This is a genomic window from Vagococcus luciliae, assembly GCF_024637875.1.
GTDB classification, from domain to species: Bacteria; Bacillota; Bacilli; order Lactobacillales; family Vagococcaceae; genus Vagococcus; species Vagococcus luciliae.
In genome coordinates, this window is record NZ_CP102451.1 from 1,882,417 (window position 1) to 1,903,710 (window position 21,294).

The following is a 21,294-nucleotide window of genomic DNA, read 5'->3' on the forward strand; positions in this document are numbered from 1 at the left end:
ATAACTTTATAGTAAAAATCAAGTTTTGTTTTTAATTTTGTTTATCTCTAAACTTTAACAGTTGGTTGCATATTTTTCTTAGCGGTTGATAGCATCAAACGAATACGATTTAATTGATTAACAACAGATACTCCTGGATCATAATCAATCGCCGCAATATTTGCTCTAGGGTATTGGTGACGCAATTCTTTTATTACCCCTTTTCCAACAACATGGTTAGGTAAACAGCCAAACGGTTGCATACATACAATATTATTAACACCTGTTTTTAATAAATCAATCATCTCACCAGTTAAAAACCACCCTTCCCCTGTATGGTTACCGATTGATAGGACTTTACTTGCATCTTCTGCTAACTGTTTAATTGAGTGGACCCCATTAAATCGTTTCGAATTATTTAACGCTTTTGACATTGGCTTTTCAATTTTCTCAATTAGTTTAATCGCAAATTCTGCATATACTTTATTTTTCTTTGGCATTCCTAGATTTTCATATTTCCAAACTTGATTGTATAAAGAATAGTTCATAAATCCAATCAAATCTGGCACAACAACCTCAGCACCTTCCTCTTCTAATAATCTCACAATATCATTATTAGCAGTTGGAGAATACTTTACAAAAATTTCTCCCACAATTCCTACTTTAGGTTTATTGGTTTCATGTAATGGAATCGTATCAAAGTCACTGATAATTTGTTTCATATTTTTATTAAATAATGTCAAAGAACCATTACGTACATTTTTTTCTACTTTTTTAAGCCATGACTGATGTAATGCATCTATTTCACCTTTATTTATTTCATATGGACGTGTACGATAAACCAATCTCTCAAACAAATCACCGTACAAAACTGCCACTGCAATACGTTTTAACATTGGCAAAGTAAACTTAAATCCTGGGTTTGTTTCGACTCCTTTATTACCTAGAGAAACTGATACAACAGGGACTTGAGAAAATCCTGCTTCTTTTAACGCTTTTCTAAGAAGTGGAATGTAATTTGTCGCACGACACCCACCTCCTGTTTGTGTCATCAGAACACTCACGTTATCTAAATCATATTCACCACTTTGTAAGGCCTCAACAAGTTGTCCAATAGAGATAATCGCTGGATAACAGGCATCATTGTTCACATATTTCAATCCTACGTTCACTGCTTCTTTATCCATCATTGGTAGACACACAACATTATATCCTGATGATTCTAGTGCCACATTAAATAATCCACTTTGATGGATAGGACTTAACATTGGCAACAGTAAGGTATGTTTTTTTCGCATTTCTTTAGTAAACGTAATTTTTTCAGGTTCATCAAATTGAATTTCTGGTTGATAATGATTTCTTTCTCTCTCTTTCATTGCAGCTTTAAGAGAACGAACACGAATACGAATAGCACCTAAATTTAACCCTTCATCAATTTTTAGTACGGTAAAAATTTTACCATATCTATCTAATATTTCTTCCACTTGGTCAGTTGTCACAGCATCTATCCCACAACCAAATGAATTAAGTTGAATCATTTCTAAATGCTTATTCTTTCCAACCACTTTAGCTGCTGCATATAAACGAGAATGATACACCCATTGATTGACTACACGCAAATTGTCTACTTCTTCCAAATGAGAAATACTATCTTCTGTTAACACATGAAACCCTTCTTGAATAATAATTTGTGAAATACCATGATTGATTTCTGGATCAATGTGATATGGTCGACCCGCTAGGACAATCCCTTTTTCACCTTTTAACGTCAACATGCGAAGAGTCTCTTCACCTTTTGCTCGGATGTCTTCTTTAAATTTCTCCAACTCATCATACCCATGTGTTAAGGCATTTGTCACTTCTTCTTGTGTCACATCAAAATCTTTAAAGCACTCATATAAAACATGTGCCACTGAATCAGGATCCGCTAAGTTTAAAAATGGGTTACGATAATCCACTTTTCCCTCTCTGATGTCATCCATATTATTTCGTAACACATCAGGATAACTTTGAACGATTGGACAATTAAAATGATTGTCTGCTGACTTTTCTTCTTGTCTTTCAAAGATAACGCCTGGATAAAAAATCAACGGAACTCCGTCACCAATCAATGACTGAACATGTCCATGCGATAGTTTGGCAGGATAACAGACAGTATCACTCGGTATCGTTTCCATGCCTTTTTCATAGACTGACTTATTCGAGCGTGGTGAGAGTTTCACCCTAAATCCTAAATCGGTAAAAAACGTATGCCACAATGGATAATTTTCATACATATTAAGTACACGTGGTAACCCTATTTCTCCACGAGTTACTTCTTTTTTACGAAGTGGTTTGTATTTAAATAAACGTTTATATTTATAATCCACTAAATTTTCTTTTTTATCTTCTTTTTTAACTTTAATTCTAGCTCCACGTTCACAGCGATTTCCCGTAATAAATTGACGGCCATCGGAAAAAAGTGTCACAGTTAGCATACAATGATTTTCACAAAGTCCACAATCCATCCTATCTTTTTCTACTGATAACTCATCCAGTTCTTCCGAAGATAACATGGTAGACTCATCGCCTAACTCATAATCTTCTAATGCAATAAGCGAGGCACCAAAAGCTCCCATTAATCCAGCAATCGACGGTCTAACAACCTCACGCCCGACAAGTTGTTCAAAAGCACGCAAGACAGATTCGTTATAAAAAGTTCCACCTTGGCAAACGATTTTTTCACCTAATTCTTCTGGTCTTCGTACTTTAATCACTTTATACAACGCATTTTTAACAACAGAATAAGACAAACCAGCAGAAATTTCTCCAACAGATGCACCTTCTTTTTGGGCTTGTTTTACTTTTGAATTCATAAATACGGTACATTTTGACCCTAAATCAACAGGGTTACTAGCTTCTAGTGCCAAGTCAGCAAAATCTTCTACTCCATAATTAAGTGATTTTGCAAATGATTCAATAAACGAGCCACATCCAGATGAACAAGCTTCGTTTAACTGGATAGATGATAAAACACCATTTTTAATCGTCATAGCTTTCATATCCTGTCCACCAATATCTAAAATAAAGTCCACACCTGGATTAAAATAATTGGCAGATTTATAATGAGCTACTGTTTCAACTTCTCCAATATCTATTTTCAATGCGTGTTGAATTAATTTTTCACCATAACCAGTAATCGCTGATTTGGCAATAAAAGCTTTTTCAGGCAATTGTTTGTAGACTGCTTTTATGATACGAATGGTCGTTTCTAGTGGTTCTCCTTCGTTATTACCATAGTAAGAATAAAGAAGATTTCCTTCCTCATCAATCAATGTTAATTTTGTTGTTGTTGACCCTGCATCAATTCCTAAAAAGACTGCTCCTTCATGTGTCGCTAAATCTTTCTTCTGAACTGAGGCTTTATTATGTCGTTCTCTAAATTGATTTAATTCTTCAGCCGTTTGAAATAATGGCTCTAAACGATCAGACGTCGATAATTCTGACATGTCCTCTGTTTCCAACAAGTGAATTAAATCACTTAAAACATTAGCCTTAGACCCTTCAGAAGCAAGTGAAGCACCCATTGCCACAAATAATTGTGGATTGTCAGGAAAAATGACATCTTCATCTTTAATATCTAATGTTTCGATAAATCGTTGACGTAATTCTGACATAAAGTATAAAGGACCACCTAAAAAGGCTATTTTTCCTTTTATTTTTCGTCCAGAAGCTAATCCTGTGATTGTTTGATTGACAACAGCCTGAAAAATACTGGCTGCAATATCTTCTTTGGCAGCACCTTCATTAATTAAAGGTTGCACATCTGTTTTAGCAAAGACCCCACATCGTGAAGCAATTGGGTAAATAGTATGATAATTTTTTGCAAGTTCATTAACACCATTAGCATCTGTTTTTAAAAGAGTTGCCATTTGGTCGATGAAAGCCCCTGTACCACCAGCACAACTACCGTTCATTCGTTGTTCCATTGCACCATCAAAAAAGGTTATCTTCGCATCTTCACCGCCTAATTCAATCGCCACATCAGTTTCCGGTATTATCTCTTCTACCGTTTTCGTACAGGCAATCACTTCTTGGATAAATTCAATATCTAAAATATCAGCTAAACCAATGCCGCCTGAACCTGTGATATTCATTGTTAATGGTTGGTCACCAATTACTTCTTGTGCTTCTTTTAATATTTTAATTGTGGCGGTTTTAACGTCGGAATAATGACGTTCATACTTAGAAAACAATATATTATTGTCTTCATCTATCACAATTAATTTCACTGTAGTTGATCCTACATCAATGCCAGAACGTAATGTCATCCTTCTTTTCCTACTTTCTTTATCTGTTCTTATAGTTCATTTTCAAAACTTTTTCATAAATACCAGTTTAAATCAAAAGACATAAAAAATCTAGCAAAGAGATAAACTAACGGATAATCATATAAATAAACAAAAAAAGCATACAGTGTTAACACACTATATGCTTTACTATCATACAATTTTAATATCTATCGACATGTCTATTAATCACAATGGAATTAATCAATGAAAGAAGTAGCGAAATAAATACTGCTGCTCCTAAACTAGAGAAAGCAAAGTTTTGTTCACCGACAATCACTGATGTAAATTTTAACATAATCCCATTTATCACGAAACTAAACAAACCAAATGTTATGAGTGTAATAGGTAGTGACAAGATATGTAATATGGGTTTTACTAATACATTTAATGCCGATAAAACAACACTTGCCACAATGGCTATCATAAAATTATTAACATAAAACATGGAAGGAAATAATACAGATAATGAGATGAACGCCAACGTATTAATAATTAGACGTTGAAAGTATGTCACTAAAAGTCACTCCAGTCATCTTCTTCTACTTTTTGTGCTTCTTTTCTTGGTCGTTTTGCTTTATATTGTTTAGATGATTCTTCATAATTATAACCGCCATATCCTTCATATGGAGAACGTGGTCTACTTTGTTTATTTGAACCTGGAACAATTAAGGCTAGCAAAATATATAAAATAATTGGTGAACCTAGTGTAAACATTGATAGAATCACATAAATGATTCTTACCAAGGTTGGATCGATATTAAAATATTCTGCAATACCTGCTAATGTTCCTGTTAAAACAATATTATTACTTGATTTTGTTAGTTTTCTTCCCATTTTTATCACTCCATCTATTAGTCATTATCTTTCAAGTAAATACTTCCTGTTGTAGTATTTAAAGATAATTTAACCATATTATCATCTTGTCGAACAAATTCAACCATTTGATTCATTCGCTCTTTCTTTTCTTTTAAAATATCAATGTTATCAAAACGATTTTTAATTGAGCCAAAGTTCGTTTGGCAATCCGCTTGAATACCTACTTGTTTTGCAAGTGATACTTTAATATCACCATTTACTACAGTTGCTTTAATTTTTTTTGTTTTTAAATCATTTGAAGTAACTTTTACTGTTCCGTTAATTAATGATACATTAGTATGCTCAATAACAGATTTACTGATTAATTCACCGTTAACAGTTTGACCAATAAAATCAACAATGTCACTATCTTCTACTTGAATATCACCATTAACACCTTCAACTTCAAGCATAGTTGCTTTAATATTTTTCACCTTCATTTTACCATTTGTTGATTTGAGGAAAATATCACCCAGTAACATATCTTCAACTTTAATATCGCCATTTAACATTTTCACTGATACATGATCAAATAAATGTTGTGGTAAATAAAAATCTAATTCACAACTTAGTCGTTTGTTTGGTACTTGAAATGAAATGTTTTCTTCATCTACAACAATTTCACTACGCTCAATGAATGCTTCAAATGGTGTGTTGTTGTTTAATTTACCATAAAACTTAATGTTTGCAACAACCTTAACATCTGGTTGATTCCATGTTTTAAATTTAACTTTACCATTTGCTACTTTGACATCAATCAATGTAGCTGTACTATTTGGATAAAGAAATTCATGTGTAAAACTATGAGAACTTACACCAGGTACTTTGATGTTAACGTCTTTCCATTCAACATTATCAGAAACGGTAGAACTAACCGCATCCACTGTTTTTTTCAAAAACTCACCAAAGTATTTCCCTGCTTCTTCTACTTTACCAGAAGCATGGTTTATTTTTTCATTGGTTTGTTCTTTCCAATCTTTTGGAATATCAAACCCTAATATTTTTTCTGTTTCTTGTGTATCACGACGCTCTTTTTTTATCGATTTTAATTCTTCATTTAATTCTGCTTTTTCATTAGATAATTGAATATCTGTTTCTTTTAAATAAGCTAAGTCTTTTTTTAGTTGCTCTCGCTCAGCTTCTTTTTCAGGAGTCAATGTGTCTAAATCTTCCATTGTATCAAAGACTGTCAGTTGTTCTTCAATTTCTCGAATATCTTGTCTTAATCCTTGAATTTCAACTGTTAATTCATCATATTCTACAGATTTTCTATTTTCTTCTTCTGCTAATTTTTCTAACACTCTTTCTAATACTTTACTATCATTGTATCCTGTTTTGGATTGGCTTTCTGCTGATTTATAATTTACTTGCTTGGCTTCATTATCAATTAATTTTTCATCTTTTTCTGTGGCAATATTTTCTAATAGTACTAATGCCTCATCAGTAGTTAAAATGCCTTTTTTAACTAAGTCTAAAATTCGTTCACGTTCGTTCATTATATATCCTCCTCTTAACTTCTTTATCTATAACATTACTAACCTACACTCATATTATGTCTTATTTTTAAACAAATGTCATAGGACTTGAGTTGGATTTATTCCTGTATACCAAGACTTATTCGTTTATCATTCTAAAAAATAAAAACCTTAAAATAAATTTTAAGGTTTTTATAGCTTACTGACTAAAACGATAAGATAGACGTTGGATTAATAAATCCATTCCATAAACTAGAACTAATACCAAAATGTAAATGAGCTCCTGTTGAATTTCCTGTTGATCCAACTGTCCCAATTGTGTCTCCTGCGTCAACTACTGAGCCAACACTTGTGCCGATATTTGTCATATGCATATAGTATGTGTACAATCCATTGTCATGTAAAATAATCACGTGATTACCAGCACTTGGATGATAACTTGCTTCCACTACTTGACCAGCTCTAGATGCCAATATTGGAGTTCCTGCTCCAGTAGCTAAATCAATTCCATCATGATGATCTCCTGAGTAACCAGTTGGATCCGTTCTTGAACCAAACCCACTCGTTATCGTATACCCTCCAGAAAGTGGCAATGAGAAGCCATCTTGACTTGGTAGTGAGACTGTTTCTTTTTTATCTTCATCTGTTTTGGTATTATTATTACTCTTTCCAATCGCACTAGATTGCTTAGAAATTGAAAGACTCGATTGAGCTTCTAATTGTTTGGCTTCTGCTTCTTTTTGTTCTTTTTCACGTTGTACTTGTAACGCTTTTTTAGCTGCTGCTTGTTTATCCGATAATTCTTTCAAACGCTTTTTATTTTCTTCAGAAATACGTTTAGCTTCTGCTTTTTGTGATTCATATGCAGATTTATTATCCGTTTCTTTTGATAACTCTTTTAAAATTTTATCTGCCAAAGCAACTTGCTCTGCTTTACTTTTTTCTAATTTTTCTTGTTTTGTTTTTAACTCTTTAGCTGTCTTGTTAACATCATCAACTTTTTTATTTAATGTTTCTTTTTTCTTAGCTAAGGTAGCTTGATCTTTTTTTTGTTCATCCATAATATCTTTATTTGCTGAGACTAACTTGGAATAGGCTACTGTTCGACTAAGTGCATCAGATATTGATTCTGATTCTAAGATAACATTGACTAAGTCTTGATCTTCCTTATTTAACTGCATAGAACGAGCTTGACTTTCTATTTGTTTGTTACGCTTATTAATAATGATTGTTAAATCATCTATTTCTTTTGTTAATGAATTAATTTCTTTTTCTAATGATGCCTTTTCTTCTAACACCTTATTAATATCTTTATCCAATTTCGTAATAGTTGAATTTAAATCAGATAGAGTTTTATCTGATGCATTTTTCTTTGCATTTAACTCATCTATTTTTTTTTGAGAGTCCTCTATTTTTTTATCAACACTCTCAGCATGAATAACAGCCGGACAAACAAATCCAGATAGGGTTGTTGTTAATAAAGTAAAGGCAATAATTTTTTTAAATCTCATGTATAGTCTAACTCCAATTCTATCTCTATTTACCATCTTCATTATAAACTATAACATAAATTCTTCATAAAATGGTTACAAAAAAATTACATTTTTCAATCATACTATCTTAGTCCGCCAACTCTTATATGATCACTTTACTCACTTGATAACGTTGATTTTGCCAGAGAGATTTGATGCTTTACTTGTTCAAAGCCTGTTCCACCAAGACTATTTCTTCGTTTCACAGCTGTTTGAGACTGTAACACATCATATATGTTATCCTCTATTAAAGGAGATAATTCTTTGTAACGAGTTAGAGGAACATCTTGTAAATAACAACCAGCAGTAGTACATTCTAGAACAAGTGATCCTACAATTTCATGTGCTTGTCTAAATGGTACTCCCTTAGAAGCTAAATAATCTGCCAATTCTGTTGCATTAGAAAAATCTTTTTCAGTTGAATAAAGCATTTTTTCTTTATTTATTGTCATTGTTTCAAGCATCCCTGCTAAAATATCAATTGACACACTAATTGTTTCAACAGTATCAAACATACCCTCTTTGTCTTCTTGTAAGTCTTTATTATACGAAAGTGGTAATGACTTCATGATAGTTAATAATGACATCAAATTCCCATAGACTCTTCCTGTTTTACCACGAATTAATTCTGCCATATCGGGATTCTTTTTTTGTGGCATAATAGAAGAACCCGTTGAAAAAGTATCTGATAGTGAAATATACTGACATTCATTAGAGCACCATAAGATTAATTCTTCACACATACGAGACATGTGCATCATCAAAATACTGGCATTTGATAGAAATTCTAAAATAAAATCTCGGTCTGATACAGCATCAAGTGAATTAGTATAAATATCTGAAAACGCCATTAAATCAGCGGTTAACTCTCGATTAATTGGAAATGTTGTTCCAGCTAGTGCTGCAGCTCCTAGTGGTGAAATATCTGTGTGTATCATATTAAAAGTAAAACGATCGCTATCACGTGTGAACATACTATAATATGCCATAAAATAATGACCTAAAGAAATTGGCTGTGCATGTTGCAGATGAGTATATCCTGGCATAATGGTTTCAACATGATCATTAGCTAGCGTCACTAGTACTTCTCGTAAATTTTTTAATTTTTGATTAACTACGCTTAAATGATATTTTAAATACAAATGCATATCTGTAGCAACTTGATCATTTCGTGAGCGAGCAGTGTGCAACTTTCCGGCAACTGCTCCTACTTTTTGGGTTAATAATACTTCCATATTCATATGAATATCTTCATTCGTTACATTAAAAACAAGTTTTCCATCATGATACTCAGTTAATAATTCTTCTAAACCTTTAACTAATGTTTCAGATTCTGCTAAATCAATAATGCCAGTTTGTCCAAGCATTTTAGCATGCGCAATTGAACCTTTAATGTCAAACTCTGCCATCTTTTGATCAAACGTGATAGAGGCTCCAAATTCTTCCACCCAATGCTCTAAACTTTTTTCAAATCTACCGCCCCATAATTTTTCATTTTTCATTCTATTACTCCTTTGAATCATTGACTTCTGCATTAACTTTTGTAGGCAATCCCCATAATTTGATAAAACCAACTGCTGCATCTTGATCAAATGTATCGGCGCTTGTATAAGTTGCTAAGTTTTCATCGTATAAAGAATTCGGTGATTTTCTTGCTACAACAGTGGCATTCCCCTTGTATAATTTCACTTTTGCGGTTCCATTAACTACTTTTTGCGTTTCTTTAATATATGCTAAAATCGCTTGTGTTGCTGGATTAAACCATAATGCATTGTATATTAGATTAGATAATTCGTTTTCTAAAATTGGTTTAAAATGTGACACTTCGCGCACGAGTGTTAAATCTTCAATCTCTTTATGAGCTGTTAATAGTGTCATCGCTCCTGGGCACTCATAAATTTCACGTGATTTAATTCCAACTAAACGATTTTCAACGTGATCGATTCGTCCTACACCATGTTTTCCAGCTAATTCATTCAGTTCTTGTATTAATTCTGCTAGACTATATTTTTTTCCATTAAGACTTACTGGAACGCCTTGTTCAAACTTAATATCCACATACTCAGGAGTGTCTGGTGCATTTTCTGGAGAAACAGTTAAAGCATATGCTTCTTCTGGTGCTTCATTCCATGGGTTTTCTAAAACACCACATTCATTGGCACGTCCCCATAAATTTTGATCAACTGAATAAGGATTATTTAAATCAGCTGGAACTGGCACGCCATTTTCTTTAGCGTAATTGATTTCTTCTTCACGAGACCATTTCCACTCACGAACAGGAGCAATCACTTTAATTTTTGGATCAAGTGAGGCAATTGCCACTTCAAAACGAACTTGATCATTTCCTTTTCCTGTACAGCCATGTGCAATCACTGTTGCATCAACTTGATGAGCTAATTCTACTAATTTTTTTGAAATTAATGGACGACTTAAAGCCGATACTAATGGGTATTTTTGCTCATAGTAAGCATGTGCCTGTAAAGCTGGTAAAACAAACTCTGTCGCAAACTCTTCACGAACATCAATCACATAAGATTCAATAGCGCCAACTGTCAGGGCTTTTTCTTTAATAAAATCTAAATCTTTCCCTTCACCCACATCTAAACATACCGCTACCACATCATAATCTTTTTTCAACCAACTAATTGCTACTGATGTATCCAATCCACCTGAATAAGCTAAAACGACTTTTTCTTTTGTCATATTATATTCCTCCATTTTCTACGAGTTAAATTATGTTCAATATTATCCGTTTCAAGTTACATTGTCAACATATTTATTCATAAAAAAACGCAAAAATTAATATTTATTCTTAGAAAGACATTTAAAGTGAATATAAAAGCTTCAAAATGTATAAAAAAAACACTTAGATAATAAATCTAAGTGTTTTGATTAATTATTCATCTTCATGCATGGTTGCTGCTAATTCGGATATTTTACCTGTTCTTAAGTAGATAATCCACTCACAGATATTGCAAACATAATCGCCGATACGTTCTAAATATCCAGCAACCTGTAAATAATCAGCTCCTACAATAACTGTTTCAGTATCTTGTTCCATCGCTTTAATTGAATGACGATAAATTGATTTAAAATAATCATTCGTTACTCTATCACTTTGAGCAATTTTGATTGCTTTATCACTATCTGTATGAATATAAGCATCCAATACAGAACTAACCATTCCCATTACGTGTGTCGCCATATCAGATATTTCCTCTTCAATCGATAAAACACGTTTGTTTCCTTTTAATCGAATCGTTGCTTTTGCAATTGAAACAGCATGATCTCCCATACGTTCTAAGTCGGAACTTGCTTTCATGATTGTTACAATGCGTCTTAAATCTGTTGTAACAGGTTGTTGTAGAGCAATCATTTCAAAACTCTTCTTTTCCAGACCTAATTCCTGTGCATTGATTTCGCTATCAGATTCAATCACATCTTTTGCTAGTGATTTATCATGGTCAATAAATGCACGTACAGAATTACTAATCGCTGTATTTACATCATTACCCATGTTTTCAAATTTATCATGTAGATTTTGTAAATCTTCTTCAAATTGACTTCTAAGCATTTTCCTTCATCTCCTTCATCTTGCCTTATCTTTTTTGGTTAACCAAACTTACCAGTGATATAATCTTCTGTTTCTTTTTGTCCAGGATTTAAAAATATTTTTTTCGTTTTATCATATTCAATTAAATCACCATTTAGAAAAAATGCTGTTTTATCTGATATACGTGAGGCTTGTTGCATATTATGTGTTACCATAATCATTGTATAGTCATCTTTTAATTCTAACAGCATATTTTCTATTTTACCACTAGAAACTGGATCAAGAGCACTAGTTGGTTCATCCAATAAGATAACTTCAGGTTGAACAGCTAATACTCGAGCGATACATACCCGCTGTTGTTGTCCACCAGACAAAGAAAGTGCACTTTTATTTAATTTATCTTTTACATCATCCCAAACCGCTGCAGCTTTTAGACTTTCTTCCACTATACGATCTAATTCTTCTTTAGAGTGCTTTCCTTCCAATCGTAAACCATAAATAACATTTTCATAAATACTAAATGGAAAAGGATTAGGTTGTTGGAACACCATTCCAATTTGTTTACGTAGTGTGACAATATCTGTTTTTGGACTATAGATATCATTATTTTTATACGTCACTTTTCCTGTAATCGTTACAGATGGAATTAAATCATTCATTCGATTTAACGTTCTTAAAAAAGTTGATTTTCCACATCCTGATGGGCCAATCAAAGCCGTAATTCCACCTTGATCAAAATCCATCGTAATTCCCTTTAAAGCTTCATTATTACCATAATATAAGTGCAAGTCGTTTGATTCAATTATTGACATGACGTTCCTCCTTAACCAAAGTGACCTGAAACATAATCTTCGGTTGCTTGTATTTTTGGACGAGTGAAGATTTTTTTCGTTTGATCATATTCTAACACCTTACCCATGTAAAAGAACGCAGTATAATCACTAATACGAGACGCTTGTTGCATATTATGTGTTACGATGACAATCGTGTAATCTTCTTTTAAATTAATTAATGTTTCTTCCACCTTACTAGTAGAAATTGGATCTAGTGCACTAGCTGGTTCATCCAGCAATAAAATATCTGGTTTCATCGCGATAGCACGAGCGATACAAAGTCGTTGTTGTTGTCCACCTGATAATGCTAATGCACTTTTATGTAAATCGTCTTTTACTTGATCCCATAAAGCTGCCTGTTTTAAACTTGTTTCGACTGCTTCATCCAAAGTTTGTTTATCTTTTTGTCCATGACGTTTTAAGGCAAATGTAATGTTTTCATAAATAGATTTACTGAATGGATTAGGTCTTTGAAACACCATTCCAATATGTTTTCTCATCTCATAAACATCAACTTTTGACGAATTGATGTCAATGTTTTTATAAATAATTTTTCCTGTCACTTTTGTCCCGTCGATTTGATCATTCATGCGATTCAAAGAACGTAAATAAGTTGATTTCCCACATCCTGAGGGACCAATAAGAGACGTGATTTTATTTTTTTCAAATTCTAGTGATACCCCTTTAATCGCCTCATTATCACCATACCAAACATGTATATCTTTTGTCTCTAATGCCAAATTCTGTTTATCTTTATTCATTGTTATGATATGCGTATCATCGGTATTATAAGTTTTCATTTAAATCCCCAATCTAAGCTGATGTAATTTTTTTATGAAGTTTCTTACCTAAGAAACGTGCTAAAAAGTTAAATAGTAACACAGCAATAATTAACACAGCAGAGGCTCCTGCTGATACTTGAGCGCCATCTGGCATGTTACCCTCACTATTAATTTTCCAAATATGAACAGCTAGTGTTTCTGCCTGTCTAAAGATATTTAATGGACTAGAAATGCTTAATGGGTTCCAATTAGTAAAATCAAGTGCTGGAGCACTTTGTCCAGCAGTATAGATTAACGCTGCGGCTTCACCAAAAATACGACCTGCTCCTAAAATAACCCCTGTTAAAATACCTGGTAGTGCTTCAGGAATCACAACACGTGTGACAGTTTCCCATCTTGATAAGCCAAGAGCTAATCCTGCTTCACGTTGTGTATAATGCACAGCTTTTAATGATTCTTCAACATTTCTTGTTAAGAGGGGTAAGTTGAAAAACGTTAAAGCTAATGCACCAGAAATAATAGAAAAGCCTAAACCAGCTTGAATAACAAACACTAAGAATCCAAATAAACCAACAACCACTGAAGGAAGTGAACTTAATACTTCAATAGCTGTACGAATAGCATTAGTAAAAAAGTTTTTCTTTGCATATTCTGATAAATAAATACCAGCTCCTAAAGAAATTGGAATACTAATTAGCATCGTAATAATTAATAAGTAAAATGAGTTAAACAACTGAATCCCAATACCACCACCAGCTTGAAAACTCTTAGATGGTGTCGTTAAGAAACTCCAACTGATATGAGGTAATCCACGACCTAAAATATACAAAATTAAACTAGCCAGGATTAATGTAATAATACCTGCAACGGCGTATAATACGCCTGTTGCTATCTTATCCGCTTTTTTTGCATTCATTATTTCAGCTCTCCTTTTTTACCAATTAATCGTGTCACAATATTAAAGAATAGAGACATTAATAGCAATAGTAAAGCTAATGACCAAAGTGCATTGTTTTCAAGTGTTCCCATAACAGTATTTCCTATTCCCATAGTTAACACACTTGTTAAAGTTGAGGCTGGTGTAATTAAGTTATGTGGCATAAGTGAGGCATTACCAATAACCATTTGAATTGCTAAAGCTTCCCCAAAGGCTCTTGCCATACCAAATACAACAGCAGTTAAAATACCTGGAACTGCCGCTCTTAGCACTACCTTATAGATTGTTTGCCAACGTGTTGCCCCAAGTGCTAATGATGCTTCACGGTAATGTCTTGGTACGGCTTTTAATGCATCAATTGTCATTGATGTTACTGTCGGTAAAATCATAACAAATAAAACAAAAGTTCCAGCCAAAATACCAAATCCAGACCCTCCAAATACATTACGTACAGTAGGAACCACAACAGATAGTCCAATAAATCCATAAACAACTGAAGGGATACCAACAAGTAATTCAATAACTGGCTGTAATACTTTTGTTCCTAATTTTGGTGAGATTTCTGTCATAAAAACCGCTGCACCAATCGCAAATGGTGTTGCAATAATAGCAGATAATAGTGTCACAATAAACGATCCTGTAATCATTGGCAATGCTCCAACCAATGGTTTTCCAGAGTCACTCACAGATCCTGGGTTCCATTCTTTCCCAAAAAGAAAATCAAATAGATTTACTTTATCTTTAAAGAAGGTGGCTAAACCTTTACTCGCTACAAAATAAAAGATAGCAACGACGACGACAACAATAAATAAAATGGCAATAAAACTAATCGTCTTACCAAATTGTTCCAACTTTGCTTTTTTTGACTTTTTTAGCAATTTGCTTTGAATATCTTCCAAAATATATCCTCCTATAAAACAACAATTTTTATTTGGAAATTTCTTTTATATTACCTTCAACATCACGCTCAACTTGCATTTGTGATACTGGTATATAACCAAGTTGAGGAACAATATCTTCTTGTACTTCATCAGTCAACATATATTCTAAAAACTCTTTTGTTAACCCTTTTGGTTCTCCTTTTGTATACATATGTTCATATGACCAGATAACCCATTTATTATTTTTAACGTTATCTTCTGTAGGTTTTACGCCATCAATACTTAACGTTGCCACATCTTTTGTTACATAAGAGAAAGCTACATAACTAATTGCGCCAGGTGTCGTACTAACAATTTGTCTAACCATCCCAGTAGAGTCTTGTTCTTGTGCTCCTTTTACTTTTTGACCATCTAAAACCCATTGTTCAAATGTATGACGACTACCACTTCCTGCAGCACGATTAATCAAAACGACATCTTGATCTTTTCCGCCAACTTCTTTCCAATTGGTAATTTCACCTGTAAATATTTTCCTTAAATTTTCCATTGTGATGTCTGACACACCAACTTCTTTATTAATGATTGGTGTTAATCCAACAATGGCGACTTTATGATCAACTAATAGTTTACTGTCAATTCCTTCTTTTTCTTCTGCAAATAAATCGGAATCACCTATTTGTACGGCACCAGCTTGAACTTGACTTAAACCAGTTCCACTACCTCCACCTTGTACATTAATAAATTTACCTAAATGATTACTACTATATTGTTCACCAGCTGCCTCAACAAGTGGTTGCATGGCAGATGATCCAACAGCATTGATAGATTCTCCATTGTCAACTGCGCCACATCCTGTAACAGTCAATAAAAACCCTACTGATGCGATCATTTTTAACACTCTTTTCACGAATGTCCCCCCTAAATTTTTACAAAAAATTTACATATTGAAATAGTTTCTGACTTATCTCATGATAAACATATAATTTAGTAACATAAATTGCAAGTCTTTTTACATTTAATTTACAATGTAACCGCTTTATAAAAAATCTAATAAATTTATACAATTTCTTTACTTAGAATAACAAAAAACGACAGAAATTAATCTGTCGTTTTCATCATAATATAGTCCTCATTTTAACGTTCCATCACTTCTTTTAAATAATAACCTGTATAACTTTCTTCTACTTTAATAATGTCTTCTGGTGTTCCAGTTGCGATAATGGTTCCACCACCATCTCCACCTTCTGGTCCTAAATCAATCACATAATCAGCCGTTTTAATGACATCAAGATTGTGCTCAATAACCAGGACAGTGTTTCCACTATCCACTAATCGATTCAGTACTTCTAGAAGCCGACTAATATCTTCTGTATGTAATCCTGTTGTTGGTTCATCTAATATGTAGAAATTTTTACCTGATGAACGTTTATGTAATTCACTGGCTAACTTCATACGTTGCGCTTCTCCACCCGATAATGTCGTAGCGGATTGCCCTAATTTCACATAACCTAATCCAACATCGACAATCGTTTGAAGTTTACGATGAATTTTAGGAATCGCTTGAAAAAAGTCAACAGATTCTTCCACTGTCATCTCTAATATTTCTGCAATATTTTTTCCTTTATATCTCACTTCTAATGTTTCAGAATTATATCGTTGACCATGACACACTTCACAAGGAACATACACATCTGGTAAAAAGTGCATCTCTATTTTAATGATACCATCACCACGGCATGCTTCACATCGGCCACCTTTCACATTAAAACTAAAACGCCCCTTTTTATAACCACGTGTTTTGGCTTCATTGGTTTTAGCAAACAAATCACGTATATCATCAAAAACACTGGTATAAGTTGCTGGATTACTTCTTGGTGTTCGACCAATCGGACTTTGATCAATGTCAATAATTTTTTCAATCGATTCATATCCTGTAATTTTATCAAATTTACCAGGTTTAGCTGAGTTACGATTAATTTTTTGAGCAAGTGCTTTTTTTAAAATCGTATTGACCAATGTACTTTTACCAGAACCAGAGACACCAGTAACCGCAACGAATTTACCCATCGGAAACTCAACCGAAATATTTTTTAAATTATTCTCTTTTGCTCCAGTAATTTTAACACGTTCACCGTTGCCTTCACGTCGCTCTTTAGGTACATCGATTTTCCTTTTACCAGATAAATATTGACCCGTTAATGAATGTGGATCTTTTTCCACTTCCTCTGGTGTTCCAGCAGATATAATTTCTCCACCCTGTTCACCAGCTCCTGGACCAATATCGATTAGGTAATCTGCCGCTCGCATTGTATCTTCATCATGTTCCACCACAACTAATGTATTACCTAAATCACGCATCTTTTTAAGCGAATCAATTAACCGATTATTGTCTCGCTGATGTAAGCCAATAGAAGGTTCATCTAAAATGTATAGTACACCTGATAGGTTTGAACCAATTTGCGTAGCGAGACGAATACGTTGTGCTTCTCCACCTGATAATGTTCCCGCAGAACGACTTAACGTTAAATATCCTAATCCGACATTTTCTAAGAAACTTAATCTATCTTTTATTTCTTTTAAAATTGGTTGAGATATCATCGTATCTTGTTCACCAAACGTTAACTTGGACATATAATTTAATGATTTATTTACTGATAAATCACTAATCTCTCCAATATGTTTCCCATCAATTTTTACCGATAAGGCTTCTTTGTTTAGTCGATAACCATGACACGTTTCACACGTTAATTCTGTCATATATAGCTTCATTTGTTCTCTTGTATAATCACTATTCGTTTCGTGATAACGACGATTAATATTTGTCAAAATCCCCTCAAAAGGAATATCAACATCACGCACGCCACCAAACTCATTTTTATAGTGGAAATGGAACGTCTCTTCATCAGACCCTCTGAACAATAAATCTTTTTGTTTTTTTGTTAATTCTTTAAATGGTGTATCAAAATCAATACCAAATTGTTCGCAGGCTTGTTCTAACATATTTGGGTAGTAATTTGAGCTGATTGGATTCCATGGTACAATCGCTCCTTCACGTAATGTTTTCGTCTCATCTGGAACGACCAAGTCTGCATCTACTTCCAACTTAACACTTAATCCATCACACTCTGGACACGCACCAAATGGCGTATTAAATGAAAACAATCGTGGTTCAATGTTTCCAACTGTAAAGCCACAATAAGGACAAGCGTAATGCTCACTAAACAAGATTTCCTCTTGTCCAATAACATCAACTAATACATACCCCTCTGCTAGACGTAACGCCAATTCAAGCGAGTCAAATAATCTAGAACGCACACCATCTTTAATCACAATACGGTCAACAATGATTTCTACATCATGCTTTTTATTTTTTTCTAATTCTGGTACTTCAGAGATATCATACGTTTCCCCATCAACACGTACACGTACAAAGCCATCTTTTTTGATTTTTTCAAATACTTTTTTATGTTGCCCCTTTTTCCCACGGATAAGTGGTGCTAAAATCTGTATTCTTGTTCTTTCTTCTAACTCTAACAATTTGTCAGTCATTTGTTCTGGAGATTGGCTACTGATTTTTGTGCCATCATTAGGACAAATAGGCTCTCCCACTCGAGCAAATAACAACCTCAAATAATCATTTATTTCTGTAACTGTCCCAACCGTTGAACGAGGATTTTTACTTGTTGTCTTTTGGTCAATTGAAATGGCTGGGCTCAATCCATCAATGCTATCAACATCCGGCTTATCCATTTGCCCTAAAAATTGTCGTGCATAAGAAGATAAACTTTCCACATAACGTCGCTGACCTTCAGCGTATAACGTATCAAATGCTAAGGAACTTTTTCCTGAACCAGAAAGTCCTGTAATCACGACGAGTTTATCTCTTGGAATGGTTATATCTATATTTTTTAAATTATGTGCTCTTGCACCACGAATCACTATTTTATCATTTGCCATATACCTTATCTCCTATTTACTTGCTTTTAGTTCTAGCAATGTATCTCTCAATGTGGCAGCTTTTTCAAAATCAAGTGCCTTTGCAGCATCTTTCATTTGTAACTCAATATCAAGTAAAACAGCTTCTTTTCCATCTCTATCCATTGCATTGTATTGTTCTTTAATAGATACTGACTCAGCTGAGTCACCTTCGCTTTCTTTTGTAATGCGAATCAAATCACGAATATCTTTCTTAATTGTTTTCGGTACGATACCGTGTTCTGCATTATATTCTTCCTGAATGGTCCGACGACGACTCGTTTCTGACATCGCGCGTTCCATTGAATCTGTAATCTTATCAGCATACATAATAACTTTACCATCTGCGTTTCTTGCCGCTCGTCCGATGGTTTGGATAAGTGAGCGTTCACTACGTAAGAATCCTTCTTTATCAGCATCAAGTATGGCAACAAGTGACACTTCAGGAACATCTAATCCCTCACGCAATAAGTTAATCCCAATTAATACATCAAATTCACCTAATCGTAAATCACGAATAATTTCCGTTCTCTCAAGTGTTTTTATATCACTATGTAAATATTTCACTTTAATCCCTAACTCTTTAAAGTAATCCGTTAAATCCTCTGACATTTTTTTCGTTAACGTCGTAATAAAGACACGTTCATTTCGTTCAACACGTTCATATATTTCACCGACTAAATCATCAATTTGTCCCATAATCGGTCTTACTTCTATTACTGGATCAAGTAACCCTGTTGGTCTAATAATTTGTTCTACAATGTCATCTGTTTGTTCCATTTCATACGGTCCAGGAGTAGCAGACACATACATGATTTGATCCACTTTTTCTTCAAATTCTTCTAATCTAAGTGGTCGGTTATCTAACGCACTAGGTAATCTGAAGCCATAATCCACTAACATTTGTTTTCTCGCTCTATCGCCATTATACATGCCCCTAATTTGAGGCATCGTAACATGGGATTCATCGACCATTATCAAAAAATCATCAGGGAAAAAGTCGATTAACGTGTAAGGTGCTTCTCCTTCGCGTCTTCCATCCATATGTCGTGAATAATTTTCAATACCAGAACAATAGCCCATTTCTCGCATCATCTCAATATCATAGTTCGTCCGTTGTTCTAATCGCTGAGCTTCTAATAACTTTTCTTCACTTCTTAGTTCTTTTAATCGCCAATCTAATTCTTTTTGAATTTTAGCGATGGCTTCTTCTAAATGCTCTTCGTTTGTCACAAAGTGAGTCGCGGGGAAAATCGCCACATGCTCTCTATCTCCAATAATTTCTCCTGTTAACGCATTAAATTCCCTAATGCGGTCAATTTCATCACCAAAAAATTCAATTCTTAAAGCAAAGTCATCTTTTGACGCTAGAAATATTTCCACAACATCACCGCGTACACGGAAACGTCCGCGCTGAAAGTCAATGTCATTTCGTTCAAACTGAATATCAACTAAATTTCTAAGAAGTTGATCTCGTTCCATCTCCATTCCTTCACGTAATGACAAAACTTGATTTTGATATTCTCTAGGATCACCTAAGCCATAAATACAAGACACAGATGCCACAACAATCACGTCATTTCGCTCTAATAGGGAACTAGTCGCTGAATGGCGTAATTTATCTATTTCATCATTGACACTTGAGTCTTTTTCAATATATGTATCACTTGAAGGAACATAAGCTTCTGGTTGGTAATAATCATAATAACTCACAAAATACTCCACTGCATTATTTGGAAAAAACTCTTTAAACTCACTGTATAGTTGTCCAGCAAGTGTTTTATTGTGTGCAATAATCAGGGTAGGCTTATTAACTTGCTGTATTACATTAGACATGGTGAACGTTTTACCAGATCCTGTTACCCCCATTAATATTTGAGCTTTTTCATTATTTTCTATATTCTTGACTAATTGTTTAATCGCCTCCGGTTGATCCCCAGCCGGCTCATATTTTGACACTAAATCAAAGGTATTGTTTGTTTGTCTATCAATCATGCTGAAACTCCTTTAGATTTACTTATTTTCTCAATTTTATCATACCGAACATACTTTCGCAAAACAGTTCGCTTTATAAAAAAATAATCGATTTAGTGTTATTTTGAAGAATGTTGGAGTAGAATGGAAACAAAAGAAAGGTGTGGTTACATGGTTAAATCAATTT

The 21,294-nt window shown here is 33.8% G+C and carries 14 protein-coding genes and 2 pseudogenes; all 16 read right to left on the reverse strand.

The genetic code is table 11. The features are described 5' to 3' along the window. Positions 1-47: 47 nt before the first annotated feature. Positions 48-4,289 carry a 2-hydroxyacyl-CoA dehydratase gene (locus G314FT_RS09175; RefSeq protein ID WP_257700894.1) on the reverse strand — a complete coding sequence of 1,414 codons (4,242 nt, stop codon included), beginning with the start codon at positions 4,287-4,289 and terminating at the stop codon, positions 48-50. 181 nt (positions 4,290-4,470) lie between these two features. Then, a complete protein-coding gene (locus tag G314FT_RS09180; RefSeq protein WP_257700896.1) occupies positions 4,471-4,824 on the reverse strand; it encodes a phage holin family protein in 354 nt (117 codons plus the stop codon). Further along, positions 4,824-5,144, reverse strand: coding sequence for a PspC domain-containing protein (locus G314FT_RS09185; protein WP_117974017.1), 321 nt, complete (start codon positions 5,142-5,144; stop codon positions 4,824-4,826). Before G314FT_RS09185 ends, G314FT_RS09180 begins: the two co-directional genes overlap by 1 nt. A 17-nt stretch (positions 5,145-5,161) precedes the next feature. After that, positions 5,162-6,661 carry a daptomycin-sensing surface protein LiaX gene (gene liaX / locus G314FT_RS09190; RefSeq protein ID WP_257700897.1) on the reverse strand — a complete coding sequence of 500 codons (1,500 nt, stop codon included), beginning with the start codon at positions 6,659-6,661 and terminating at the stop codon, positions 5,162-5,164. Between the two features lie 185 nt (positions 6,662-6,846). Beyond that, a complete protein-coding gene (locus G314FT_RS09195) occupies positions 6,847-8,151 on the reverse strand; it encodes a murein hydrolase activator EnvC family protein (protein ID WP_257700899.1) in 1,305 nt (434 codons plus the stop codon). Between the two features lie 137 nt (positions 8,152-8,288). Beyond that, the gene (gene argH / locus G314FT_RS09200; protein ID WP_257700901.1) at positions 8,289-9,674 is read right to left on the reverse strand and encodes an argininosuccinate lyase; all 1,386 of its coding nucleotides are present in this window, start codon (positions 9,672-9,674) and stop codon (positions 8,289-8,291) included. A gap of 4 nt (positions 9,675-9,678) precedes the next feature. Next, positions 9,679-10,875: an argininosuccinate synthase gene (locus G314FT_RS09205; RefSeq protein ID WP_257700902.1), complete on the reverse strand. Its 1,197-nt coding sequence runs from the start codon at positions 10,873-10,875 to the stop codon at positions 9,679-9,681. 193 nt (positions 10,876-11,068) lie between these two features. Further along, complete coding sequence (phoU, locus tag G314FT_RS09210) at positions 11,069-11,746, reverse strand: phosphate signaling complex protein PhoU (protein WP_257700904.1); 678 nt, start codon at positions 11,744-11,746, stop codon at positions 11,069-11,071. Between the two features lie 38 nt (positions 11,747-11,784). Then, positions 11,785-12,537 (reverse strand): phosphate ABC transporter ATP-binding protein PstB, encoded by a 753-nt coding sequence (gene pstB, locus G314FT_RS09215; protein ID WP_117974009.1) that lies wholly within the window; start codon positions 12,535-12,537, stop codon positions 11,785-11,787. Between the two features lie 11 nt (positions 12,538-12,548). Next, entirely contained in the window at positions 12,549-13,358 is an 810-nt protein-coding gene (gene pstB, locus G314FT_RS09220; protein WP_257700906.1) for a phosphate ABC transporter ATP-binding protein PstB, read from the reverse strand. A 13-nt stretch (positions 13,359-13,371) separates the two neighbouring features. Continuing rightward, on the reverse strand, positions 13,372-14,256 hold the full coding sequence (gene pstA / locus G314FT_RS09225) for a phosphate ABC transporter permease PstA (RefSeq protein WP_257700908.1): 885 nt from the start codon (positions 14,254-14,256) through the stop codon (positions 13,372-13,374). Then, positions 14,256-15,176 carry a phosphate ABC transporter permease subunit PstC gene (pstC, locus tag G314FT_RS09230; RefSeq protein ID WP_257700910.1) on the reverse strand — a complete coding sequence of 307 codons (921 nt, stop codon included), beginning with the start codon at positions 15,174-15,176 and terminating at the stop codon, positions 14,256-14,258. The genes pstA and pstC overlap by 1 nt, the downstream gene beginning before the upstream one ends. A gap of 28 nt (positions 15,177-15,204) precedes the next feature. Beyond that, positions 15,205-16,047, reverse strand: coding sequence for a phosphate ABC transporter substrate-binding protein PstS family protein (locus G314FT_RS09235; RefSeq protein WP_257702544.1), 843 nt, complete (start codon positions 16,045-16,047; stop codon positions 15,205-15,207). Between the two features lie 245 nt (positions 16,048-16,292). Continuing rightward, positions 16,293-19,115: an excinuclease ABC subunit UvrA gene (gene uvrA, locus G314FT_RS09240; RefSeq protein WP_257700922.1), complete on the reverse strand. Its 2,823-nt coding sequence runs from the start codon at positions 19,113-19,115 to the stop codon at positions 16,293-16,295. A gap of 12 nt (positions 19,116-19,127) precedes the next feature. Continuing rightward, positions 19,128-19,220: pseudogene (locus G314FT_RS10565) on the reverse strand (UvrB/UvrC motif-containing protein); the annotation flags it as partial. Further along, positions 19,197-21,128 (reverse strand): annotated as a pseudogene (gene uvrB / locus G314FT_RS09245) (excinuclease ABC subunit UvrB); the annotation flags it as partial. The pseudogenes G314FT_RS10565 and uvrB, both read right to left, overlap by 24 nt. Positions 21,129-21,294 lie beyond the last annotated feature (166 nt).

Bases quoted from the DNA above. Each gene is read 5' to 3' on its own strand.
- G314FT_RS09175 (WP_257700894.1), bottom strand. From the start codon at position 4,289: ATGACATTACGTTCTGGCATTGATGTAGGATCAACTACAGTGAAATTA.
- pstB (WP_117974009.1), bottom strand. From the start codon at position 12,537: ATGTCAATAATTGAATCAAACGACTTGCACTTATATTATGGTAATAAT.
- phoU (WP_257700904.1), bottom strand. From the start codon at position 11,746: ATGCTTAGAAGTCAATTTGAAGAAGATTTACAAAATCTACATGATAAA.
- G314FT_RS09205 (WP_257700902.1), bottom strand. From the start codon at position 10,875: ATGACAAAAGAAAAAGTCGTTTTAGCTTATTCAGGTGGATTGGATACA.
- G314FT_RS09235 (WP_257702544.1), bottom strand. From the start codon at position 16,047: ATGATCGCATCAGTAGGGTTTTTATTGACTGTTACAGGATGTGGCGCA.
- liaX (WP_257700897.1), bottom strand. From the start codon at position 6,661: ATGAACGAACGTGAACGAATTTTAGACTTAGTTAAAAAAGGCATTTTA.
- pstB (WP_257700906.1), bottom strand. From the start codon at position 13,358: ATGAAAACTTATAATACCGATGATACGCATATCATAACAATGAATAAA.
- G314FT_RS09195 (WP_257700899.1), bottom strand. From the start codon at position 8,151: ATGAGATTTAAAAAAATTATTGCCTTTACTTTATTAACAACAACCCTA.
- pstA (WP_257700908.1), bottom strand. From the start codon at position 14,256: ATGAATGCAAAAAAAGCGGATAAGATAGCAACAGGCGTATTATACGCC.
- argH (WP_257700901.1), bottom strand. From the start codon at position 9,674: ATGAAAAATGAAAAATTATGGGGCGGTAGATTTGAAAAAAGTTTAGAG.
- uvrA (WP_257700922.1), bottom strand. From the start codon at position 19,115: ATGGCAAATGATAAAATAGTGATTCGTGGTGCAAGAGCACATAATTTA.
- G314FT_RS09185 (WP_117974017.1), bottom strand. From the start codon at position 5,144: ATGGGAAGAAAACTAACAAAATCAAGTAATAATATTGTTTTAACAGGA.